Annotated in this window: 16 protein-coding genes; 11 read left to right on the top strand and 5 right to left on the bottom strand. The window is 44.6% G+C overall.

All coding sequences use genetic code 11. The features are described from left to right. Positions 1-149 precede the first annotated feature (149 nt). The 3 genes from L5M40_RS15625 to L5M40_RS15615 form a co-directional block, all read right to left on the bottom strand. Positions 150-542, bottom strand: a complete 393-nt coding sequence (locus L5M40_RS15625) for a hypothetical protein (protein ID WP_263146195.1) — start codon at positions 540-542, stop codon at positions 150-152. 109 nt (positions 543-651) lie between these two features. After that, positions 652-4,902, bottom strand: a complete 4,251-nt coding sequence (locus L5M40_RS15620; protein ID WP_263175622.1) for an EAL domain-containing protein — start codon at positions 4,900-4,902, stop codon at positions 652-654. 284 nt (positions 4,903-5,186) lie between these two features. Next, the gene (locus tag L5M40_RS15615; RefSeq protein WP_263175621.1) at positions 5,187-7,976 is read right to left on the bottom strand and encodes an insulinase family protein; all 2,790 of its coding nucleotides are present in this window, start codon (positions 7,974-7,976) and stop codon (positions 5,187-5,189) included. Between the two features lie 169 nt (positions 7,977-8,145). Between L5M40_RS15615 and sixA the strand changes: the two genes are divergently transcribed. Then, the gene (sixA, locus tag L5M40_RS15610) at positions 8,146-8,616 is read left to right on the top strand and encodes a phosphohistidine phosphatase SixA (RefSeq protein WP_028761045.1); all 471 of its coding nucleotides are present in this window, start codon (positions 8,146-8,148) and stop codon (positions 8,614-8,616) included. A gap of 99 nt (positions 8,617-8,715) precedes the next feature. Here the strand turns inward: sixA and smrB are convergent, their stop codons facing one another. Further along, positions 8,716-9,246 carry an endonuclease SmrB gene (smrB, locus tag L5M40_RS15605; RefSeq protein WP_173244038.1) on the bottom strand — a complete coding sequence of 177 codons (531 nt, stop codon included), beginning with the start codon at positions 9,244-9,246 and terminating at the stop codon, positions 8,716-8,718. 80 nt (positions 9,247-9,326) lie between these two features. On the opposite strand from smrB, the gene prmB reads away from it, so the two are divergent. The 6 genes from prmB to L5M40_RS15575 all read left to right on the top strand — a co-directional run bounded on the left by prmB (position 9,327) and on the right by L5M40_RS15575 (position 15,022). After that, complete coding sequence (prmB, locus tag L5M40_RS15600) at positions 9,327-10,271, top strand: 50S ribosomal protein L3 N(5)-glutamine methyltransferase (protein ID WP_011788895.1); 945 nt, start codon at positions 9,327-9,329, stop codon at positions 10,269-10,271. Between the two features lie 124 nt (positions 10,272-10,395). After that, positions 10,396-11,490, top strand: a complete 1,095-nt coding sequence (aroC, locus tag L5M40_RS15595; protein ID WP_028761043.1) for a chorismate synthase — start codon at positions 10,396-10,398, stop codon at positions 11,488-11,490. Positions 11,491-11,555: 65 nt separating this feature from the next. Next, positions 11,556-12,731, top strand: a complete 1,176-nt coding sequence (locus tag L5M40_RS15590) for an MFS transporter (RefSeq protein WP_263256923.1) — start codon at positions 11,556-11,558, stop codon at positions 12,729-12,731. 60 nt (positions 12,732-12,791) lie between these two features. Further along, positions 12,792-13,970 carry an ATP-NAD kinase family protein gene (locus L5M40_RS15585; RefSeq protein ID WP_198572775.1) on the top strand — a complete coding sequence of 393 codons (1,179 nt, stop codon included), beginning with the start codon at positions 12,792-12,794 and terminating at the stop codon, positions 13,968-13,970. 4 nt (positions 13,971-13,974) lie between these two features. Next, on the top strand, positions 13,975-14,259 hold the full coding sequence (locus L5M40_RS15580) for a YfcL family protein (protein WP_263175620.1): 285 nt from the start codon (positions 13,975-13,977) through the stop codon (positions 14,257-14,259). Then, positions 14,249-15,022, top strand: a complete 774-nt coding sequence (locus L5M40_RS15575) for an RNA methyltransferase (RefSeq protein WP_168824242.1) — start codon at positions 14,249-14,251, stop codon at positions 15,020-15,022. Before L5M40_RS15580 ends, L5M40_RS15575 begins: the two co-directional genes overlap by 11 nt. Before the next feature lie 96 nt (positions 15,023-15,118). On the opposite strand, the gene mnmC is transcribed toward L5M40_RS15575, so the two are convergent. Next, a complete protein-coding gene (gene mnmC, locus L5M40_RS15570; RefSeq protein ID WP_263256921.1) occupies positions 15,119-17,161 on the bottom strand; it encodes an FAD-dependent 5-carboxymethylaminomethyl-2-thiouridine(34) oxidoreductase MnmC in 2,043 nt (680 codons plus the stop codon). A 138-nt stretch (positions 17,162-17,299) separates the two neighbouring features. Here mnmC and fabB point away from each other — a divergent pair, with 138 nt between their 5' ends. The 4 genes from fabB to L5M40_RS15550 all read left to right on the top strand — a co-directional run bounded on the left by fabB (position 17,300) and on the right by L5M40_RS15550 (position 24,429). Then, positions 17,300-18,511 carry a beta-ketoacyl-ACP synthase I gene (fabB, locus tag L5M40_RS15565; protein WP_041408164.1) on the top strand — a complete coding sequence of 404 codons (1,212 nt, stop codon included), beginning with the start codon at positions 17,300-17,302 and terminating at the stop codon, positions 18,509-18,511. 159 nt (positions 18,512-18,670) lie between these two features. After that, on the top strand, positions 18,671-19,801 hold the full coding sequence (locus L5M40_RS15560) for a 4-phosphoerythronate dehydrogenase (protein ID WP_263163400.1): 1,131 nt from the start codon (positions 18,671-18,673) through the stop codon (positions 19,799-19,801). Between the two features lie 2 nt (positions 19,802-19,803). Further along, a complete protein-coding gene (locus L5M40_RS15555) occupies positions 19,804-20,820 on the top strand; it encodes an aspartate-semialdehyde dehydrogenase (RefSeq protein ID WP_131523510.1) in 1,017 nt (338 codons plus the stop codon). A gap of 177 nt (positions 20,821-20,997) precedes the next feature. After that, positions 20,998-24,429: a FimV/HubP family polar landmark protein gene (locus L5M40_RS15550; protein WP_263175617.1), complete on the top strand. Its 3,432-nt coding sequence runs from the start codon at positions 20,998-21,000 to the stop codon at positions 24,427-24,429. Positions 24,430-24,486 lie beyond the last annotated feature (57 nt).

The raw sequence follows: 24,486 nt of genomic DNA, 5'->3' as shown, positions 1-24,486 counted from the left end.
CTTAAATTAGTTCCACCAACCTTTTGCAGAAATCACTTCAAGGTGATTCAAGCCTTCAGGCAACTTAACTTTTTTACGCGCTGGCTTGGATAAACCGAGTGCTTTTTTGATTGAATTTAACATAGTCACTCTCCTTAACCTGATTAATGTTATGCAACTTCAGAGTTAATAAATTTAACGTAAGGATGTCCTGCGACTTCGAGCGGTTTGAACTTCACGTAAGGATGCCCAGCGATTTCAAAAGGTTTGAACTTCACGTAAGGATGCCCAGCGATTTCAAAAGGTTTGAACTTCACGTAAGGATGCCCAGCGATTTCAAAAGGTTTGAACTTCACRTAAGGATGCCCAGCGATTTCAAAAGGTTTAAACTTCACATATGGATGCCCAGTTACTTCTACTGGAGCAAGTTTAACTGCAGGTTCTTCTGAAGTAATTGACTTAGCTGCTGGTTCTAATTTAGTGCTATCTTCAAGTGCATAAGTATTTACTGCAAAACTAATTGAAGATAATAAAGTAACGGCGGCAAGGATTCCTTTCATCATTCTAATTCTCTCTCAGGGTAGTTGATATTGATTTATTATTGACACTGATAGTGCTACTGCACTTGTTGTGCCAATGTTGTAAGTCGCAATCAAGTTGAGAGTAAATTGATTATATAATGTTGCTTTTTGTGTTTAGCTTTATCATGTCTTCTTGGAGTAGCAAGGTAAATTCGGTCTCCTTTATGGCCTTACTAAAAATATAGCCTTGAATTTCTTCACAGTTGAGTGCCCGTAAAATGTTCAATTGTGCAGCTTGTTCTACCCCTTCTCCTACAACAGAAAGCCCCATGTTATGGGCGATAGTGATAATAGAATCGACCATTTTGAGATCGCGATCAGACTTATCAATATCGTCAACAAAAGCTTTATCAATTTTTAAAGTATGAATCGGGAAACGTTTTAAGTATGAAAGGGACGAGTATCCAGTGCCGAAATCATCGAGTGCTAAACTAACGCCCATTTTAGCCAGTTGCTGCATGACGATAATCGCCGTTTCCGGCTGTTTAATGACGGTACCTTCAGTTATTTCTAATTCAAGATGACATGCAGGTAGTTTAGTGAGTCTTAATATTGACTCTATTCGCTGTTGAATATCGGGCAGTGCAAATTGACGTGACGATAAATTGACGGCGACTCTGCCGCTGAATATGCCTTGTTCACGCCATTTCTGTGCTGCGAAACAGGCTTTGCGTAAGACTATTTCACCAATTTCAACAATTAAGCCGTTTTCTTCAGCAAGCGGAATAAAATCATTTGGGGGTATCAAGCCATGTACTGGATGATTTAATCTGACTAAAGCCTCCATACCTGCAATTTTACCGCTTTTAAGATCAACCTTAGGTTGATAATAAACTTCAAATAGATCATCTTTTAAGCCTTCACGGATAAGATTTTCTATTTCTAATTGCCTAATTGCATGTTGGTTTAAAGACTCAGAATAAAACTGGTAGCAATTACCTCCTGCTGACTTAGCATGGTACATAGCAATGTCAGCCTTTCTCAGTAATGCTTGCTCGCTTTGCTCATCTTCTGGGAATAGCACTATGCCAATACTTAATCCTAGGACTAGCTGTTCATTGCTAACGTCAAATGCAGGTTTTAATCCCTCAATAATACGGTTAGCAATCGCAGCGCTGGCGCTTATATCTGAACCCTTGTCTAATACAATGGCGAATTCATCTCCGCCTAGACGATAAATACTGGTATTTTTAGGAAGTAAGGACTTAATGCGGGTAGCAACGAGCTTTAATAATGCATCCCCAATTTGATGGCCTAAGGAGTCATTAATACGTTTAAAATTATCAAGATCAAGCACCATAAGCGCATGAGCTATTTCTCGATTCACTAGGTTACTTAAGGTCACTTGTAAGTTGGAGCGATTTGGCAGTCCAGTTAAGAGATCGTTATTAGTTAATTTTCTAAGCTCTTCTTCTTGCTGCTTACGTCTTGATATATCAGAAAAAACACCAACGTAGTGTGATAATTCGCCTAACTCATCATAGATAGCATCGATAGTGAGCTCCATATGGAAGTGACTGTTATCTCCTCTGGCGGCTTCGACTTCATTTGCCCAGCGACCTTGCTGTTTTAACATGGTTCTGATTTGGGTGGAGAAGGTTTCTGGATATAAATCAAATGTGAGTAAGTTGCCAATAAAGTCATTTCGGTTACGTAATGAAATTTTACAGCAAGCTTCGTTGACTTCGACAAAACGGTATTCATTGTCGAGGATAAACATGCCTTCTGAAATATTTTCAATCGCTTTTTCAAAGAGTTTCAGCTGCTCTTCTTTTTGTTTAAATTGACTAATATTTTTAATCGTTCCAGTCATTCGCAGGGCATTATCTTTGTCATCCCGCTCTACAATCTTGGCGCGGTCTAAAATCCATACCCAATTGTCGTCTTTGCCTTTTACCCTATATGCGGCTTCAAAATGATCTGTTTCACCATAAAAATGCTTATTGAGTGCTTCACGAACACGTTCTTGATCCATAGGATGTATATTACTCTCTTCATCCGATTTACCTGAACGATGTCCATCACGGGGAAATTCAAGTGCTCCCCAAATATTGGAGCGAAAAATGTTGCCAGTTTCTATATCCCAGTCCCACATTTCATCACCACTTCCCCAAAGGGAAAGTTTTAATCTTTCTTCGCTGAGTACAATCTGTCTTTGTGTTTCTCTACGACGTAGCACCGTTTTTATTACTAGATATGAGATACATAATACAATTGCAGCATAAATAGATTTTGCTTGAAATGATGACCACCAAGGAGGTGTTATAATGACAGCAAGCTCTTTTGTTGCTGCTTTTTCACCGGAAAGTGAGTTAACCGCATAAACTTGAAAAGTATAATTTCCTGGAGATAAGTTTGTATATGTTGCTGAGTTTGTTCCATTTGCAGGTATCCATATATCAGAAAGGCCAAACATCCTATAGTAGTAGTTAGTTGATGAGTCGTCTGACATGGGAGATATAAAGTTGAACGAAAATGGATAGTCAGAGTATTTCAATGATATTTTATTAGATGCTGCGATTGATTGTATTAGATAGTTACTTTCTTGATTTTGAACTATATTAAATACTAAGAAATCTGATATTTCTGTTTTATTTACCTTGCTTTTCTTTACATAGCTTACAACATCTTTAGGTGATACTAGACTAATTCCACTGATCCCCGCAAGTAGAGTGTTACCGTTTATATTAATACCATTTGGAGCATTGTACTCATATTGACTCCCATTTGATGTTTTTAAGGTATAAGATACTTTACTGTTTTTTTCAAAAATAATGACTTCACTTAGTGATGAGGCTGTTATAAAACCATCATTATCTACAATAGCGTAGATCTCTTTATTGTTAGAAAGTATTCTCGAAATTTTTTTACTGGTATCATTATAAAGCATCAGTGATGTTGATGTTCCGAAGTAAATGCCATTATCACTTTTTTCGATGCTGTAAGTTATTTCATTGCTTAAGTTTTCTAACAACCCATTTTCATATTTTTTCAGTCCATCTTGTCCGGCTATATATATTAGGTTGTCAGATGTTAACTCTACGTCAAAAATTGGCTCATTCTTTTTTGTATCAATGCTGTTAGTAATTTCACCATTTTTGATGATTAAAACTTTCCCATCAGGTGTACCAGCAGCAATTGTTAAAATATTTTCATTAATAGAGAGTGATGATATTATATTTTTGCTAATCAACCTGGATGAATCATCTTTCTGTAAAAATAACCCTGCATTAGTACCAAAATAAAGTCCATCATCACTTAGAACTGCGTATTTGTATCCTTGAGTATGAGTGCTGAAACTTTTGATTAGGTTTAAATTTTCATCAAAAAGATTTATTTTTTCAGAGTCAGATGAAACCAGAAAGCCTTTAGTGTTTTTTGTAAGATGCCATGTGCTATCGGTGGTTAAGTTGGTTTTCTGCACTAAATTATTTACTTTTTTTACAATAGTGATGCCTTGATCAATACTTCCTAGTATAAACATATCTTCGGTTGCAAAAAATGAAGATGTTTTATCTGTGGCTAGAAGTCCTACAATGCTATTTTTAGAAATATTAACTATATTTTTATTAGTGATACCATAAATAGTGTTTTTGTGTTTCGTGAGTTGAGAAAATACTCGTGGATCAATTTTTAATATTTTATTGTCCTTATACTTATATAGTCCATCACTTAATGATATGAGTAGTGTTGAGTGATCTTCTTGCTCGAAATCAATTGTTTTTTTAGCTATCTCTTTTAATTCATTCTGGGTGAGCTTAAATAACGTACCTGCATAATCTCTTATGTAATAATCGTCGCCTACTTTTATCGTTTTTTTGATTTCACTTAGGCCTTTATTTGAAAGTTCGTATGTTTTTTCTTTGCTATTTATATCTATAATTGCTTTGTTAGTTCCAACAATTAAACTCTTATCACTTGAGTTGAGGCTCCAAGCAGGAGAGTTTTTTACCGATAGGCCATAATGAGAAAAGGATTCTTGAAGTTTATCATATACGACTAAGCCACTATCTGTTCCAACATATAAAATGCCTTTATCATCAATAAGTAAACTTCTAATAAAAGAGCTGGGAAGGCCTGTTCTGGTATCATTAGCATAAAAATGCTTAAAGTTTTTCCCATCAAATCGATTTAATCCATTAAATGTTCCTATCCATATATAACCATCATTGTCTTGAACGATAGACGTAACAGTGCTTTGGGAAAGTCCTTCTGGGACACCAAAAGATTGTGATTGGAGAATAATTGGAGATTTATCAGAAAAGGGAGATGCGTTTACGTCTTCGAATGCATGCAAGCTAAAAAAAGCGAGCAAGACGATTTTAAAGAGTGCTTTAGGCATAGTGTTTGTTCTTATTATCCGAGGATGCCATGAAACAATTGTGTTACATCACTTTTCCAGAAAGTGAGCGGTTTGTCAAAGTGGAGTCTGCAGAAAATCCTTTTAACAGCATGTAGATGCAGTAAAATTGTTCAGTGATGAAGTGGTAGAACATGGGCTAGCCATGTTTTACATCAGGATTACGTCCAACACTGAAAGATACGACTATAGTTGGACTGATTTGTAGCGGTTCTGTTTGTTTACCTAACTTTGCTCACAAATGTGTGAGCAAAAGTGTTTTTTGTTTAGAAATTAAACTTTTCTGCCGTTTGCTTAAAAACTTTAAGATCCGTGATCATTTTGTCTGACATCAGCGCGGCTTGGGTTCTGTGTTGTTCACCTGTGCTAAATAACACTAAGCGATCGCTGTGCTTAGTACGCATTTTACGCATCATGAATTTGAGTAAATCAGTGCGGGTGAGCTTAGTGATTTCGTCTACGACGAGTTCTCTTTGGTTAAATTTATAATCTCTATTGCCGACACTGACCCAATAACGTTGACTGCGAGTTTTGAGGTTCGCGTCGTGCTCCATGATTTGATTAATCAGACCTACCTTTGTGCTTTCCCATTCTTCGTTGGTGATTTGCATCACTGCATAATTAAAGTCGGCAATAAACTCGTCGATGGCTTCTAATAAATGCAGGGGCCCAGTTGTGGGTGACTGAATATAGAAAATAAGTCCAGGATGACGATTGAGCGGCAGGTAACCTGTGCCTACCATATAGCCCAACTGTTTTTCAGTACGCAGCTCATGGAAGAAGGTGGACGACATAGTGTGATTCAGTAAGCTAAATAGCGCCATTTTTTCGGGTGTTGCCACGGCAGATTGGTAATACACAATAATTGCGCTATCTTGATGATCTATTGCGAGTTCTCTCAGTAACGTGCCTTGGCCTGTTAAATTCACTAATTCTCTGGTGGACTCGGCGCTCGGCGTCGAAACTAAGGATAAAATGTGCTCTAAACGTTTGCCGAGAGCTTGTGCTTCAGAGACTAACCAATCCCCGTAGACTAACCCTTCAAGATAGATCTTTTCGTAGAAGGCGCGTACATGGTTATGTAAATCTTCTAGGCTAATATCTTCCAACATTTGAGCCATACGTGCTGGTTCATAACTGCTTTTTTGCAGCGTAACAGTCAGGCTAGTAAATAATTGTGAAATCGGTTTAGCCTGTGTTTGATTCTGCCAACTGCGCAGAAGCTGAGATTTTATGAGGGCAAAGCGCTCTTCGGTAAAATTGCGCTCTCTGGCTTTATGGATTAATAGCGCTAATAACGTTTCTTGATTGCCGGTAAAGCCCGATAAATGCAGTGTAATTCCGCCTTGATGCGGATAAATGTTATAGCTTAATCCAGCAACTTCGGCCTGATAGGTTGGCTCGGTGAGATAATCGAGTAGCATTTCAACATATAAGCGGGTGAGGGCGGCATGCCTTGGCGTTTTACTTGCCTGCTCTGAATCCAGCGATAAATACATGTGACCTTTTGGCACATTAAACTCATCATCCTTCTTATGCCAAATGCGGTATCCAGTTGATTCAGCAACGATCACTGGCACGTCAACATCGCTCTTATCCGGACGGGCAATCGAGTCGGCGACAATAAAAGGATTTGCAGCCGGTAGCTGTAATTCAGGGCGAATATTGTTCACTTGCCAACGAGCTAGGGACTGTGGCGCAATTGGGCGGATTTTGTACGGCGTGTGATACCAGTTAGCTTTACGATCCGTTTTAACCGATTGGGCGATAAGCTGCAGGCGCATATTCTGTGGCACCATGAGCTCAAGTAGCTCAATGGTTTCAGGGATATCCAGCCCATCCATCCGATAATCGCCAAAGACCAAGTCTTCGACTTCATAGTGATGCATATTGATACTGAGATGGCTGGCTAAATCGAGTGATTTAACTTGCTCTTGATAACGAAACGCCATTTTGAGCAGGTTTGCACGCTCTAAATAACGCCATTCATCTAAACCTTGGGTTTTGATGAGCTCAATATACTCAAAACAGCAGCTGATAATTTCATCGAGATTGCCTAGCCCTTTATCGGTTAACTGTAAACCGATACTGTAATCCTTGAAGTTATAGCCATTTACACCGCCGCCCGCAGACAAGTTGTTCACTAATCCTTGTTCTTTTAGATACGACAACAGACTGCCATGACTCTCATTGCCTAAAATATGGCTGATATAAGTCAAAGGCTTACGTTTGTAGTAGTGATCAATTCCTGGGAAATTAAAACTGATGCTTAAGCGTTTTTGCTCCTTAAGCGGCACAATATCGATTTGCCTCAACAGTTCTTTTTCTGAAAATAGTGGTACTTGAGGATAGTTTTTCACTAAGTTCAAGTTTCGGATCCCACTAAAATAGTGACAGGCTAAATCTTGTAATTTATCAAGGGAAAGCGGAGCGACTAAGCACAAGGTCATTAAGTTGGCGCTGTAATGGCTTTGATAGAAATCGAGTAATTCACTACGTACCTGTGCCTGTTCTCCGCCTAAGGTGACTAAGTTACCCACGGAAAATTTCGAAAATGGATGCCGTGGGTTGACTGTCTCTTTGAGTACTTGATAGGTTCGACGGATATCATCTTTTAGTTTTAAACTAAATTCAGATTCAATTGCTTGGCGTTCTCTATCGACTAAATCTAAATCAAATTTGGGGGCGATAAAAAATTGGCTGAATCTGTCTAAGGAGTCGGCAAACACTTCTTCATTGATGGTGAAAAAGAAGTTAGTGTGCTCTGTGCCCGTCCAAGCGTTATTGCTGCCGCCATGTTGGTTGATAAAGGCGTGATACTCGCCTGAGTCTGGGAATTTCTCAGTACCTAGAAAGAGCATATGCTCTAAAAAGTGCGCCATGCCGGGTCTATCTGCGGGATCATCAAAATGACCCACGCCTACAGCCATAGATGCGGCAGCTTGGCTAGCATCTTGATCTTCAACCAATAACACCCTGAGCGCATTATCTAATACAAGATAACGATACTGGCGGTGATCATTTGGACTTTTATATATGGACTGAGAGGCTTGCAAAGAGACACTCCGGTAACGATAGCTTGTTATATATTGATAGTCTTAATGGTTTTTAGCAAATATCTCTTGTGTTTATCGACTAAAGATTAAGTCTTGTGAGGTTTGTTGAAACGGATTTTAGGGCTACAATTGGGATAAAACAAAAACAAGTTTGAGTCGCGAGAGAAGTATGCAGCTATTTTTGATGAGACATGGTGACGCCGGATTTAATGCTCAGTCTGATAGAGACAGAACACTGACCGATGTTGGAAGGCACCATACTGTGTTGATGAGCAACTGGCTAGCTCGCAGTGTGGCTGATTTCGATCTTGTTTTAGTTAGTCCTTACTTACGAGCACAGCAAACGTGGCAGGAACTGAGTCAGCATTTTCCTGAGCCGCGTAAGTGGTTAGTCGCCGATGATCTTGTGCCTTCTGGCGATCCCGCCAATGTAGCCGCCTTGGTTGTGGCTTATGCTGAGTTATACAAGGCGGATAAAGTACTCGTGATTGCTCACATGCCGTTACTGGGTTACTTAGTCAGTGAGTTAGTGGCTGGCGTTGAGCCGCCATTATTCGCGACGTCAGGCATTACGCTTATTGATAAACATGCCGAGCAAGCGTCGATTGTGTGGCAGCACGCCCCGCATAGTATTAGCTAATCTAGGTTTATATCTCTTTTACAAAACAAACGGCCCACATTAAATGGGCCGTTCGTTTTCCGCTAAATAGTAAATGTTAAAGCCTAAGCCGATAGCGAGCTAACGTCTATGCGGCTGCTCACCAATATCAATCAGCACTAATAACGCCGCATCGCCGCCCCATTCTTTAGGGGCCTGATGGAAAGCTTTCACCATAGGATGCTGCACTAACCACATGGGAACTTGTTGTTTCAATATGCCACTGCCATAACCATGCATAATGCAGCAGCACAGGCTTTGCTGTTTAACGCAGGCTTGGATCAGTGCCGCTAACTCAAGTTTGGCTTCTGATTGGCGATAGCCGTGTAAATCCAGCAGTAAATCTGGCTGGTAATCGCCACGTCTGAGGCGTTTGAGTTCTAAACTGTCAACACCTTCTTCCAACCAACGCATCGGCCCTTGTACAGGCAGTAGTGGCTGATAAGTATCTGAGAAATAACTGTTAGCATGCAGTTGCTGCTCTTTTAGTTCTATTTCTTGTTTGGTTTTTAAGGGCATGGGAAAGTGTCGCTTATTTTGCGTGATGGGTTTAATTCCATCAATAAGCTTTGAGAACATCGCCAAGCCTTCTTTGTCGTCGTCTTTATTCATGGCGGGTATTCTATTGAATCCTATGGTTTCTGAATAGAGTTCAGTTACAATGTTTGCGAACAAACTAGCGGGAGCACGTTTTGGATAAGATCTTTGTAGATGAAGCTGTGACAGAATTACGTACTATTGGCGATATGTTACGTTGGGCCGTGAGCCGTTTTAACGATGCCAATGTGTATTATGGTCATGGTACTGATAATGCGTGGGATGAAGCCATCGCCTTAGTTTTCCATGCCTTACACTTACCCGAAGAAATCGGTCAGCAAGTGATTTTAAGTAACTTGACCAGCAGTGAAAAGCATAAAATTGTCGAGTTGATCATTCGTCGGGTGAGAGAGCGCTTACCTGTGCCTTACTTGACCAACAAAGCGCGTTTTGCTGGGCTTGAGTTTTACGTCGATGAGCGCGTGTTAGTGCCTCGTTCACCGATTGCCGAAATGATCGCTAACCGTTTTAGCCCTTGGTTATATAACAAGCCAGTCACACGTATTTTAGATTTATGTACTGGCAGCGCTTGTATCGCGATTGCCTGTGCCTATGAATTTGAAGACGCCGAAGTCGATGCGCTGGATATCAGCGAAGATGCCTTAGATGTGGCGCAAATCAATATCGAAACATTAGGTGTGATGGACAGAGTATTCCCGATGCAATCGGATCTGTTTTCGGCCATCCCAGAAGGGCCTCAGTATGATTTGATTGTTTCAAACCCACCTTATGTGGATGCCGAAGACATTGGCGACATGCCAGATGAATATCACCATGAGCCTGCCATCGGTTTAGCCTCAGGTCGCGACGGCTTAGATTTAACCAAACGCATACTGGCCAATGCCGCGCAATACCTAACACCAACGGGTTTGCTCGTAGTCGAAGTCGGTAATTCTATGGTGCATTTGATTGAGCAGTTTCCAGAAGTGCCATTCACTTGGATTAACTTTGAAAATGGTGGCGATGGCGTATTTGTATTGACTCGCGATCAACTGGTCGAAAATCAGTCAGTGTTCGGCATTTATCGCGACGCACAATAGCCTAAGATAGCAAATTAGGTTGAGACTTTTCCCGCTGCCAGTTAGGCTTGCAGCGGGAAAATAAATTGTCCAGTGGTCGCTGGACACGGAGCGATGAACAAATAACCTAAGGTGTACAAAGCGGATGTCTGGAAACAGTATTGGTCAAAATTTTGTAGTGACGACGTTTGGTGAGAGTCACGGTGTTGCACTGGGTTGCATTATTGATGGTTGCCCTCCTGGGCTTGAATTAACCGAAGCCGATATGCAGCACGATCTTGACCGCCGTCGTCCTGGGACATCCCGATATACCACGGCACGCCGTGAGCCCGATGAAGTGCGGATTTTATCCGGCGTCTTCGAAGGTAAAACCACGGGCACCTCGATTGGACTCTTGATTGAAAATACCGATCAACGCAGTCAAGATTACTCTAATATCAAAGATTTATTTCGCCCTGGGCACGCCGATTATACCTACCAGCAAAAGTACGGTATGCGTGACTACCGCGGTGGTGGCCGCTCTTCAGCCCGTGAAACTGCGATGCGGGTTGCGGCGGGTGCGGTGGCTAAAAAGTATTTAAAGCAAGTTCACGGTATCGAAATCTACGGCTATATGTCGCAGTTGGGACCTATTTGTGCGCAGACCATTGATCTTGACCAAATCGAGCAAAATGCCTTTTTCTTCCCCGATGCTAGCAAGCTGGAAGCGCTCGATGAATACATGCGTGAGCTGAAAAAATCCGGTGACTCGATTGGCGCGAAAATCTCCGTTATCGCGACAGGTGTGCCAGTGGGTTTAGGTGAGCCAGTATTTGATAGACTCGATGCCGATATCGCCCACGCGCTGATGGGTATTAATGCCGTCAAAGGTGTTGAGATTGGTGATGGTTTTGGTGTCGTGACGCAAAAGGGCTCCGAAGGGCGTGACTTAATGTCGCCGCAAGGCTTTGAATCTAACCATGCGGGCGGTGTGCTCGGTGGAATTTCGTCGGGTCAGCCGATTATTGCCCATATTGCCTTAAAACCCACATCAAGCATCAGTGTGCCGGGCCAAAGTATGACGGCGCAGGGTGAAATGGCCGAAGTTGTCACTAAAGGTCGTCACGATCCCTGTGTTGGGATCCGCGCGGTACCGATTGCCGAAGCTATGCTTGCCATTGTGTTGATGGATCACTTATTAAGACACAGAGCGCAAAATCAGGATGTGCGTAGTCACACGCCCGTTCTCGGAATGAGATAGGCGCATGAAATAGCTGGTATGCGATAACGATACAATGAGTGGCATGAGATAAATGGAATGCGTTAATGTCAACTTCTTCTAGCACAAGCCGGCAATTGCGCTGGCTTTGTGCCTGCTATTTTTTCTTCTTTTCTATTCTCGGCACTATGGTCCCTTATCTTGGGGTCTTCTTCGAAAATCGCGGTTTTAATCCTCAAGAAATTGGCTTTTTACTCGCCATCCTGATGGCGACGCGCATTGTTGCGCCGAATGTGTGGGCTAAAGTGGCTGACCGAACGGGGATGCGTGCCGAGCTGATCAAAATGGGCGCGGGAGCCGCCGCGCTGGCGTATTTGAGTTTCTTCTACCATGGTGGTTTTGTGTATATGGCGCTGAGTTTGGCCCTCTATACTTTCTTTTGGAATGCGATCCTCGCCCAGCTTGAAGTGATCACCTTAGAAACCTTAGGCGAGAATGCCAGCCGCTACGGTCAAATTCGCAGTTGGGGCAGTGTCGGTTATATCTGTCTTGTTGTCGGTGCGGGCTTTGCCATTGGTCAGTGGGGTACTGAGGTGTTGCCTTATATCGGTTTGTCATTATTTATCGGCATGTTAGCCTGTGCGTTGCCACTACCAGCAAATCGTTTAGTGCGCGACACCAGCCAAGTGCGGCCGCCATTGCAATGGAATCGGGCGATTATTTGGTTCTTAGTCTCGGCCATGTTGCTGCAAATGAGCGCGGGACCTTTCTACGGCTTCTTCGTCTTATATTTAAAGCAAGCGGGTTACTCCGAATCCTCGGCGGGCATATTTGTCGCCCTTGGCGCTATGGCCGAGATCGTGATGTTTATGTTCGCGCCGCGTTTACTCGGCCGCTATGGCGTGAATACCTTATTGATTGTCAGCATCGGCATGACTTGTCTACGTTGGTTATTGGTTGCCTTCGGGGTAGATAGCGTGTTGTGGCTTGGTTTTAGCCAATTATTACATGCCTTTACCTTTGGTTTAACCCATGCGGCATCGATTCAATTTGTGCATAAACATTTTGATGCGAGTCACAGAAGCCAAGGTCAAGCCCTATACGCCAGTTTAAGTTTTGGGGTTGGCGGCGCGCTCGGTACTTGGATTTGTGGCTTTATTTGGGGCGATGGTAGCGGGGCGGTTTGGTCTTGGGTATTTGCCGCAGTATGCGCCTTTGCCGCTATGCTGGCGGTATTCTTTATCCCTAAGGATAAACCGAGTGTTGCAGCCCATACGGCCTAGTCATATCCATTAAAATAAAAGTATAAAAAAATCAAAAGATTGCGTTAAGTGAGGTAAAGGGTGATTCGGTTTCGTTTAGGGTTAGTTATCAATCCATTAGCTGGCTTAGGTGGCAGTGTTGGCCTTAAGGGCAGCGATGGCGTTGCCGAAGAGGCGATCGCCTTAGGCGCTGAACCCAAAGCCGCCTTGCGTATGATGCAGGCCCTCGAGGTTATCCGTGATTATAGTGATGACATTGAAGTCATTACCGCTTCAGGCATCATGGGTGAAGACGCCGCTAAAACACTCGGTTTTACCACGCGAGTGGTGTATCAAACTCCGGATAAAACTCAGGCACTGGATACGCAGGCCGTTGTGCGTGCGCTGCTGGATGAACCGCTGGATTTACTCCTTTTTGCCGGTGGCGATGGTACGGCCCGCGATGTTTACTCCGTATTTGAACAAGCCACTATCGACGACAAACTCCCTGTGCTCGGTGTGCCTGCTGGGGTGAAAATTCATTCCGGCGTTTACGGTATTACGCCCCATGCATCTGGCATGGTGGTCAAGATGTTACTCGATGGCGAACTTGTCAGTTTGATGTCCGCCGATGTGATGGATATTGACGAAGTGGCTTTTCGCCAAGGTACAGTGCGCGCTAAACGATTTGGTGAGCTCTTAGTGCCCGCCGAGCCGCGCTATGTGCAAGCGGTGAAGATGGGCGGCAAGGAAGTCGATGAACTCGTGCTGGCCGATATCGCCGCCGATGTGATCAATCAAATGGAAGATGAACTGTACATCATGGGCTCTGGCAGTACGGTTGCCTTTGTGATGGAAGAGTTAGGCCTCGATAATACCCTGCTCGGTGTTGATCTCATTCAAAATAAAAGTTTAGTCGGCAGTGACTTAACCGCGAACAAATTACTCGAACTGACCCAAGATAAGCCGACTAAGTTGGTGATCACTCTGATTGGCGGTCAAGGCCATATCTTAGGGCGCGGTAATCAACAATTGTCGCCCGAGCTCATTCGGCGCATCGGAAAAGACAATATTATTATCCTTGCCACAAAAACTAAGCTAAAAGCACTTGATGGACGACCACTAATTGTGGATAGTGGCGACCCTAAATTAGATAGCGAGCTTGGCGGCTATTATAAAGTGACGACGGGCTACCATGATTACGTCATGTATCAGGTGGCCAATCCAGATTTATTGGTCGCAGCAGATGTGTCGGCCAATCCAGTATTAATGGAGAGTTAGACCCATGTTAGAGCATTACGAAGACGCATTAGAACAGTGGATCGCCAGCATTGTTAGTCATGGTGATGACGATGCTTTGTTTGCCTGTGGCTACTTACAGGGCCATGTGGCCGTAGTGTTATCCCAATTGGAAGCACAGGGTGAAACGGATCTTGATGCGTTAATGCTAAAAATGACCGACTGTCTAGCACTCGCGCGCCAAGAATTAAACGATGCCGATTATGCCTTGGTTGAACAGGCATGGGCACAGCTGCAGGCAAAGATTCAAGGCGAATTGGATGTTACCTAGCTCCCAGCCGATGACTGACAACGAGCACGTGACTAATACCGAAGTAACGAGTGTAGAAATGCCGAGTGCTGAATTAGCCTGTGAGCAAACGCTCGATGCTAGCGCGGTATTTATCGGTTTAGTGAATCCTAAAACACCCGTTAACGTCGGTGGCATTATGCGCGCATCGGGTTGTTATGGCGTCGATGGCGTATTTTACACTGGCAGGCGCTACGAGTTAGCCGCGCGTTCAGGCGCAGTGCAATACCATGTTGATACTAAAGATGCTGGAGAGCGTATTCCGCTCACGGGCGTCACTTCATTGTTAGCCGCGATTCCGGCGGACACTCAGCTTATCTGTGTCGATTTGGTGGTGGGCGCAACGCCGCTGCCGGATTTTGTCCATCCCGCGAAAGCCTTTTATGTGTTTGGTCCTGAAGATGGCACCATTGGCCAAGAGATTATCGATAAAGCAGATGCCGTAGTGTATGTGCCTACGGTCGGGTGCATGAATCTTGCGGCTTCGGTCAATGTGCTGTTATACGACAGATTAGCTAAATCCCACCGTGAGGCTGCAAGCCTGACATCGAGCCTAGCATCTGGTCTACCTTCGAACTTAAGCGGCGATGCGCTCATCCGTCAGAGTCGTGATAACAACAATCGTACTCGGGTGAAAGTGCCCAGAGCGCCGCGAAAACCTCGACATGTTGAATCCAGTAGTGTCGGGTCTAGCAGCCTTGAACCTAGCAGCATTGACAACGCAATAGTCATCACAGCCGCTTAAGTGGTTTAAAAATAACATTTTAAAAAAGGGATTAAGCCAAGGCTTAATCCCTTTTTTATAGCGCTCAAAAACGTTATTTTTCTAGCGATTGATTGCCTAGAGCGCTTTGCCCTTGAGCAATTTTCGCAGCCACATACGATTAGGGTTGAGTTTACACAGAGTTGCTTTATCGAGTGGTATTGGCTCGCCGCAAAGCTGCGCCGCGAGACATTCGGCGGCAAGTGGTCCAGAACTTAACCCTCGTGAGCCTAACCCGCCGAGAATATACAGCCCTTGATGCACCGGCGCTGGCGTGGTTTGCCAGTAGTGGCGACTTTCTTTAGTTAGTTGATGTTGCGCATAATCTTTAATAATTTTTGGCACATCGGGCGCGCAGCCCATCATAGGGAAATGATCCCGCGTGACCATACGCACGCCAACACGGGCATTGTTGCCACTCATGTCGATATCTTCAAGCCAAGGCTGATTGGGATAACTCTCGTGCATTTTGGCGAGGTTTTCTTGTTGCTCCTGCGGGCAAAAATCTAAATGCTTAGGTTCTTTAACGTAACTCGCGCCAAGGCAGTGGAGTCCTTCGTGACTCGGGGTTAAATAACCGTTGGCGCACAGCACAGTCGCGAGCTGACTTAATTGAAATAGAGCGGGCACATGGCTGACTTGGCCGCGAAAAGGGCTAATTTGTAATTTGTTGCTGGCATCAAATTGCGTTAGTTCTGCGCCATTGGCGAGCACTAGTTGTGCAAAGGGGCCAAAGCTATGCTTAGCGGTGGTTAAATACCAACCTTCACTTTGATGCTCAATTTCAAGGATCTCAGTCTCCAAATGGAGTTTGACCTCAGTAAGCTGTTGCGCTTTTTGTAGTGCGGCTTCGGCATATTCGTACGGACAAACCCAGCCAGCCAGCGGATAGAAAAAGCCTGATTTGTCAATATTAATGTTCGCAAGAGAATTGGCCTGCTGCGCATCGACTCGATAGGCAATTTCACTTGGCCAGTTCTGGCTTTGAATAATTTTATCGAGTCGTAATTGGCTGCGTTTATCGTGGGCAGTTTGCAATACCCCGCAAAAATCATGGGAAATCGGCGTTTGATTTGGGGCAGGGACAGAAGTCAGCGCCTGTACTCTACGTCGACTAAATAAAAATGCCTGCTGGAAGAAGCGGCTTAATTCATCATTTTCCGGTGTCAGCAGCGGATAAATCGCCCCTTGGCGATTGCCCGAGGCGCCTTGGCCGAGCTTGGCATCTTTACAAAAGAGCTGCGTACTTTGGCCGCGTTCCGCCAAAGACAGTGCCAAATGCGCCGAGGCTAACCCGCCGCCTATGATGGCAATCGAGCTGGGCGCATTCGAGGGTAAGATTGCAGCCATAGGATTAAAGGCATAGGCTTTAGCATCTTGCTGGCGTAAGACGTGGCGCTCGTGTAACAAAATGGCATCAGGCTGATGGTTTGTCTGTATTGCAGCGCAGGTAAAATCCCTCTCCTCAAAGCCGCAGGCTTGGAAACGGCTCACAGGAGTTTCGCTTAATCCGCTTGATTCGTTTAATCCAATAGTTGCCACAGTGGCGCCATCGTCACTGAGTTTTGCCATCTGCCAATGGATCTGCTGATTTAACCCATTTTGTAGATGGGGCAATACCAGCCAGTGCTGAACGGGGTGAAGCGGAGAATGGATGAGTGAACAGAGCTGGGATTGAATATCACCAAAGTGCAGGTCGATTGTGGTACGACCGTCATCAAAAATTAATCTCTGACAACCTATAATAGCCGTCGGCTCTGTATGAAGTAAGCGTTGGGCAAGTGGCTCAAGTTCAGGCACTTTGGTTAAACAGGCGGATTGATCCCAAAGTAATTTAAGTTCGTACGCATTAATCGGATTGGGTTCGAATACGTTAAGGAGTAATCGTTGGTTAGGATTTGTCTGAGTGCGCCACCAAGATAAGAGTTCAAGCCCGTTGCCTAAACCTATTTGCCCTAATACTAAGAGTTTTTGCTGTGAATGAGCCTCAAATACCCGCTGCTGATAAATGCTCAACTTGCTGAGATAGTGTGCATCAGTGTGAGCTGTTGCGGGATAAAGGTTGATTAATTGCGGGTAATCGCGCTTAATTTGGCAAGGTTTATTGGGCTCTGCAGTCAAAGAAATTTACTCTCGGTCTCATAATTGGCATTATTTTACTCGCCTTTATGGAAAGCTGACCACTTAATTGAGTCAAAACAGATACTATTGGCTCAGCGAAAAGTAGGTACTGACATGTACACAATGGATAGCAATAAAATGAAAAGAGTCGTGATCACCGGAATGGGTGTTGTTTCAAGTATCGGTAATAACAAGCAAGAAGTGACCGAGTCACTGAAAGCGGGCCGCAGTGGTATTACGCATTCAGCTCAGTTTGAAGAGATGCAATTACGTAGCCATGTATGGGGTGACATCAAGTTAAACCCTGCTGAGCATATCGATCGTAAGGCATTGCGTTTTATGGGTGATGCGGCAGCTTATGCCTACATTGCTATGCAAGAAGCGGTTGCCGATGCAAATTTAACTGAAGAACAGTATTCAGATCCGCGCGTAGGTTTGATTGTGGGTACAGGCGGCGCATCATCGTCTAACCAAGTACAATCTGCCGATACATTGCGTGAAAAAGGCGTTAAACGCGTAGGTCCGTATATTGTGCCTCGCATCATGTCGAGCACGGCCAGCGCTTGTTTAGCCACGCCATTTAAAATTAAAGGCATGAATTATTCTATCAGTTCAGCCTGTGCAACTAGCGCCCACTGTATTGGTCATGCCGTTGAACTTATCCAAATGGGTAAGCAAGACATGGTGTTTGCCGGTGGTGCTGAAGAAGTGGATTGGACACTGACCATGGGCTTCGACGCTATGGGTGCACTGTCAACTAAGTACAATGCCACACCCGAAAAAGCCTCTCGTACCTATGATGCAGACCGTGATGGTTTTGTTATCTCTGGCGGCGGGGGTATTTTAGTGGTTGAAGAGTTAGAGCATGCTCTGGCTCGCGGCGCAAAAATTTACGCTGAAGTGATTGGTTATGGCGCGTCTTCAGACGGTTATGACATGGTGGCGCCATCGGGTGAAGGCGCTGTGCGTTGTATGCAAATGGCGATGATGGATGTCGATACCCCAATCGATTACATCAATACTCACGGCACTTCAACGCCAGTGGGCGACGTGCGTGAATTAGAAGCGCTACGTGAAGTTTTCAAAGACAAGTGCCCACCGATTGCATCGACTAAGTCTATGACAGGTCATGCATTAGGCGCCGCAGGCGTACATGAAGCGATTTACAGCTTAATCATGATGGAAAACAGCTTTATTGCTCCAAGCATCAATATCGAAAATCTGGACGAAGCGGCGAAAGATATGCCTATCGTGCGTGAATATCGCGATGCTGAGCTGAATACAGTCATGAGTAACAGCTTTGGTTTTGGCGGTACAAACGCCACGCTAGTGATGCGTAAATTCAAATAAGTTTGTTTATCAAACGTGATAGAAGGGAAGCTTAGGCTTCCCTTTTTTATGGGCGTTTTTTGTAAACCTGTTGCATCGACAAGGATTTATCCCATTAGTCTTGTTAGAATACCGAGCATCTTGATGCCTTCCATTCCCACTTTTTTAGATCAGGTGCCCATGAAGATTTTAGTCGATGAAAATATGCCCTATGTTGAACCGCTATTTGGCGATCTCGGGGAAATTATTCCTGTTAATGGCCGCACGTTAACCGCAGCGCAAGTGCGCGATGCCGATGTGTTATTAGTGCGCTCAGTCACCAAAGTGAATGCCGAGTTGCTCTCGGACAATCATCAACTGAAGTTTGTCGGCAGTGCCACTATAGGCACAGATCATGTGGATTTAGCCTACCTTGCCGAGCGTAATATCCCCTTCTCTAATGCGCCAGGTTGCAATGCGACTGCGGTTGGGGAATTTGCTTTTATCGCTATGCTGGAGCTAGCACAGCGGTTTGATTCGCCGCTTAAGGGCAAGGTCGTCGGCATAGTGGGCGCGGGCAATACCGGTACTGCAACAGCAAAATGTTTGCAAGCCTACGGTATTAGCGTGTTGCTTAATGATCCCATCAAAGAGAAACAGGGCGATCCGCGCAGTTTTGTGAGCTTAGAAACCATCATGGCGCAGGCCGATATCATCAGTTTGCATGTGCCCATCACGCGCACGGGCGAGCATAAAACCAAACATTTGTTCGATGAGGTGCGCTTAAAGGCGCTCAAACCCAATACATGGTTAGTTAATTGCTGTCGTGGTGATGTGATAGATAACAAAGCACTTGTCAGAGTTAAACGCCAGCGTGATGATCTTAAATTAGTGCTCGATGTGTGGGAAGGCGAGCCAACACCGATGCCTGAACTCGTACCACTGGCTGAATTTGCCACGCCGCATATTGCAGGTTACAGCTTAGAAGGTAAGGCGCGCGGCACTTTTATGCTCTATCAAAAGCTGTGTCAGTTACTTAATATTGCTGCCGATAAAAGTCTGCTGGATCTCTTGCCAAGCTTTAATATTAAGGCGGTCGAACTTGCGACTGCGCCGAATGAAAAAGCGTTATTACAGCTCGCGCGTTTTGTCTATGATTTGCGCGATGATGACAAGATGTTCAGAAATACATTCTTAAATGAGAATGGCTTCGACACTATGAGAAAAAATCACCAACATAGACGCGAATTTAGTGCATTGGCGCTGGCTTATGACGGTCAATCTGAGGTAGATTGGTTGTCCAATTTAGGTTTTTCAGGAGTCGGTCAGTAGCTATGTCACAGGAATTTAATGTTGTCGTTTTAGGTGCATCGGGCGCAGTGGGTCAAACTATGATAGAGATCCTCGAAGAGCGTAATTTCCCGGTTGCCAATTTGTACCCTTTAGCCAGTAGCCGCAGCGCCGGTGAAACGGTCAGCTTTCATGGCAAACAAATTACCATTCTCGACGTAGAAACCTTCGATTGGACCCAAGCTCAAATTGGTTTCTTCTCTGCAGGTGGTGATGTTTCCGCCAAATGGGCACCGATTGCCGCTGAAGCAGGCTGTGTTGTGATTGATAACACCTCTCACTTTAGATACGACATCGATATTCCTTTGGTTGTACCTGAAGTGAATCCGCATGCTATCGCTGATTTCCGCAATCGCAATATCATTGCTAACCCAAATTGCTCAACCATTCAAATGCTGGTGGCACTTAAGCCAATTTATGATGCCTATGGTATCAGCCGCATTAATGTGGCAACGTACCAGTCAGTATCGGGCACAGGTAAAAAAGCCATTGAAGAATTAGCGCATCAGTGCACTAAATTACTGCAAGGTTTACCTGCTGACGCTGAAGTCTATCCAAAACAAATTGCTTTTAACGTATTGCCACAAATCGATAAATTTATGGATAACGGCTATACCAAAGAAGAAATGAAAATGGTCTGGGAAACCCAGAAGATTTTCGGTGACGATGAGATTTTAGTGAATGCGACCGCCGTACGTGTGCCTGTGTTTTATGGTCACTCAGAAGCCATTAATATCGAAACTCGTCAGCCTGTTGATGCCGAAGACGTTAAAGCTTTACTGCGTAATGCCGAAGGAGTGGTATTGTTTGAATCCGATGATGATTATCCAACAGCAGTGACAGATGCCGCAGGAACCGATCCGGTTTATGTGGGTCGCATTCGTAAGGATATTTCTCATTCTCACGGGATTAATTTGTGGGTCGTGTCAGACAATATTCGTAAAGGCGCAGCCTTGAACAGTGTGCAAATTGCCGAGATCTTAGTGAGAGATTATTACTAAGCATTAGATTGCATTTGATGCCCATTGAAAAGCCTGCTGTCAGCAGGCTTTTTTTGTTTTACAATTGTGAACAGTAGCAGGGCGGGGATTTCTGGTTTATAGTAATCTCAATAAATACAATTGCCTAAAGCCTGTTATCAGTGAGATAACTTTATAGCGCTTCAAAGGGAAGGATTGATGAAATTTCGCACTTCGTATCTTGTGGGTCTAATGGCCACTGTTTTAGCTGTTTCTTCTACCGCTTATTTTATTGATCCCGCCGTTGCTGCAGATACACCAAGATTAAAACCCTTAAAAATCATGGGGCCAGACGGACAGATCCGTCAAGTTAACCATCAATATGGTCCAACGACATCGAAAGACACTTTTTGGAGCATAGCGCAAAAAGTCCGTCCTGATGCCAGTGTTAGCGTCTATCAGGTGATGGCCGCCTTATACGATGCTAACCCTCATGCGTTTAACTCTGCCAGTTATAACAGTTTAGAACGCGGTATGATCCTGCTCATTCCGTCTAAAGAAGTCATGCTGTCGATCCCCAATCGTATGGCGATAGCCAGAGCAGAGCAAAGTGATAGACAATCTCGGGCTCCGGCGAAAGCAGCATCTAAACCGCCAGCTAAGGTGACGACAGCAAAAGCGCCAGTCACGGCTCCTGCGGTGATTGTTGAAACGAAAGTGACACCACCTAAAGCGGTTGTTGAAACACCTGTTCCAGAAAAGCCCAAGATGCTGAGTTCAGATGTGACGGCGCGGTTAGAAGCGGCAGAAAGCAAAAATCTGTCATTAACCGATGAATTAGCCCGCACGCAAGATCAACTGTCAGTGCGCACTTCAGATGTTGAAGCGCTAAAAGTTAAAGTTGAAGAATTAAATCAACGGATTGCTGTGCTGGAAGAAACACTTCAAGCCAGTAAACTACAAAACCAAGCCTTGAAAGCTGAGGTTGAAGCTGCGCAAGTGCCAGAGACGACAGCTGTTGAAGCTGAAGTAGAGGCAGAGGTACCTATTGAGCCCGATGACTTGTGGCGCAATATCCTTAATAGTCCTGTGTTATTGATTGCCGCGGCAGTGATCCCTGCCTTGTTCTTACTGCTTGCTGTGTTCTGGTTCCTGCGCCGTAAACGCAATAAAGAACGTCGTGAAATGCAGACACAAGAAGCGGTTATGGCCGCCGGTGCCGCTGGGATTGCAGGTACCGCCATCATGGATATGGATGATGACGATTTAGACGATATGGCGGTACATTTAGATTCTGACCATGCGGACTCCATCGATAGTCTTCTTGATATGGGCAGTGTCGATTTACAACCTGAGCAAGATTTGACTGACTCCCACGATCAGATGGATATGGCTTCTGAAATGTTTGTCGATCCGGGGATCTCTGCCGAACCTGAAGCCGAGGATGAAGGACAGTCCCTCGATGATCTGTGGGCCGAAGCCATGGGCGATCAGGAAGAGGATATTGTTGAGGAGAAACCTAAATCTGGCAATATTCTTGAGGAAGCCGATCTTGATGCACTATTAGCGGGCCTAGGTTCTGACGACAGCACTTCTGAAGACAGCACCGAAGCCGAAGAGGATTTAAGTGAATTAGAGCGTAACTTTGCGAGCGATTTAGCTCAAGAAGATGACAGTAATGATATTACTTCTAAGCTGAATGAAGTCGCAGACACTACACCTGCCGATGAAGCCATCGCGGATGACGATGATCTTGATGCATTACTTGCCGAGTTTAGTGTTCCTGCTGAAGATACTGAGATTGCACAAGCGCCTGCACCAGACGTTGTTGCGTCTGATGATGAAGATCTCAGTGCTGCCATCGCGGCAGAACTCGGTGATGAGCTAGATGATGAACTTGGCGGAGAAGACATTGATGATATCGATGCCTTATTAGCTGATTTCGATAAACCAACGCCAGTCGCTGAACCTGAAGTCGAGCCTGATCTTGGCGTTGAAATTGCTGCTGAACTAGATGCGGAGCTTAATGAACTGGGCGTAGAAGACACCGATGACATCGATGCCCTGTTAGCCGATTTCGATAAACCAGCAGAACCTGAAGTTGAACCTGATCTCGGCGCTGAAATTGCCGCAGAGCTAGACGCTGAGCTTAATGAACTGGGTGTAGAAGACACTGATGACATCGATGCCCTGTTAGCCGATTTCGATAAACCAGCAGAACCTGAAGTTGAACCCGACCTCGGCGCTGAAATTGCCGCAGAGTTAGACGCTGAGCTTGATGAGCTGGGTGTGGAAGATACCGACGATATTGATGCTCTGTTAGCGGATTTTGATAAACCGACGCCAGCGGCTGAACCTGAAGTCGAGCCCGATATTCGTGCTGAAATTGCCGCTGAGTTAGACGATGAGCTTAATGAATTAGGCGTAGAAGAATCCGATGATATTGATTCGCTACTGGCGAGTTTTGATGCTGAGCCTGAACTCAAAGTCGATGCCGAAGATGATGATATCAGTGCAGAAATCGCCGCAGAATTAGAAGCTTCGTTACCGGAAGACATAAAAGGTGAAGCGTCAGGTGATGATGATTTAGATGCACTCTTAGCTGAGTTTGATGTGCCGGAGCAATTGGATGCCGATGAAGATGAATTCGACTTCGATATGGAAACGGCGCAACTCGATTCAGAAGACAATTCAGTTGACGAAGATAATTTACTTAAAGGCATTGGTGCGGCTCACTCTATCGACGGCACCGATGATACTTTTGCATTAGTCGAGGAACTGAGTGACGATAACGACGCTGATGTATTAGCAACGGCCGCAGTCACTTTGGCCGCTGCTGCAGCCGCGGCCAGTGTTAAAGAAAAAGAATCTTCTTTCTTTAATGATTTAAAAGCCAATAAGAGCAAAGATCCCCATGTGCTCGATTGGGACTCAGAGCTAGATTTTGCGCCTAAGGCTAAGCCTGCGGCAACGCAAGCAGATGTAACGGCTAATGATGTTGAGCCTAACAAAGATGCCACAGCGCTCGATTATGCTTCTCAAGAGAAGCCCATTAATGCTACGCGTAACGATATTGATTTTAGTGAAGATTTTAAACTTGATATCAAAGAAGACGCGGATGATTTGGACCTTGAGCAAGGGCTAGACTTAAGTGACGATAACGTGCTCGCCGCTTTTACAGCCAATACAGATTATGACGATGAAGATGTGTTGACGTCGGAAGACAGTTTCTCACTCGTCGATGATCATAATCTTACCGTCGATGAAGCCTTGGCTGCACTCGATGCCCAGGAGTCGCGAAAAGCGCAGAAAAAGTTTGTTCCTGACCATGATTTAACCAGTTTTCAAAATGAAAACGGTTTTATCGACATCGACAAGTTGCTGAATGATGCCGATGAAGAGGGCGCAGATACCGATTTGTATTCGGAAGTTGACGTTGAGATGAGTGATGTCGGTGCCTTAATCGGTGATGCCGCGATGATCGATGTTGATGATGAAGAAAACTCAGTCAACGCTAAGCTGGATTTAGCGCGTGCTTATATCGAAATTGACGACAGCGACAGCGCGAAAGCCCTGCTCAAAGAAGTGCAAATTGACGGTAACGAGCGCCAGCAGGATGAAGCTGGACGTTTGCTCAAAGAGATTAGTTAATCCCGGTTGAGAGTGTTTCAATCTAACGGCGCCTTCAGCGCCGTTTTTTTTATGGGC

The sequence above is a fragment of the Shewanella sp. SM68 genome, from assembly GCF_025653925.1.
GTDB classification, from domain to species: domain Bacteria; phylum Pseudomonadota; class Gammaproteobacteria; order Enterobacterales; family Shewanellaceae; genus Shewanella; species Shewanella oncorhynchi.
Note: the sequence above shows the minus strand (reverse complement) of the source record. Positions and strands in the feature narration are given on the sequence as shown.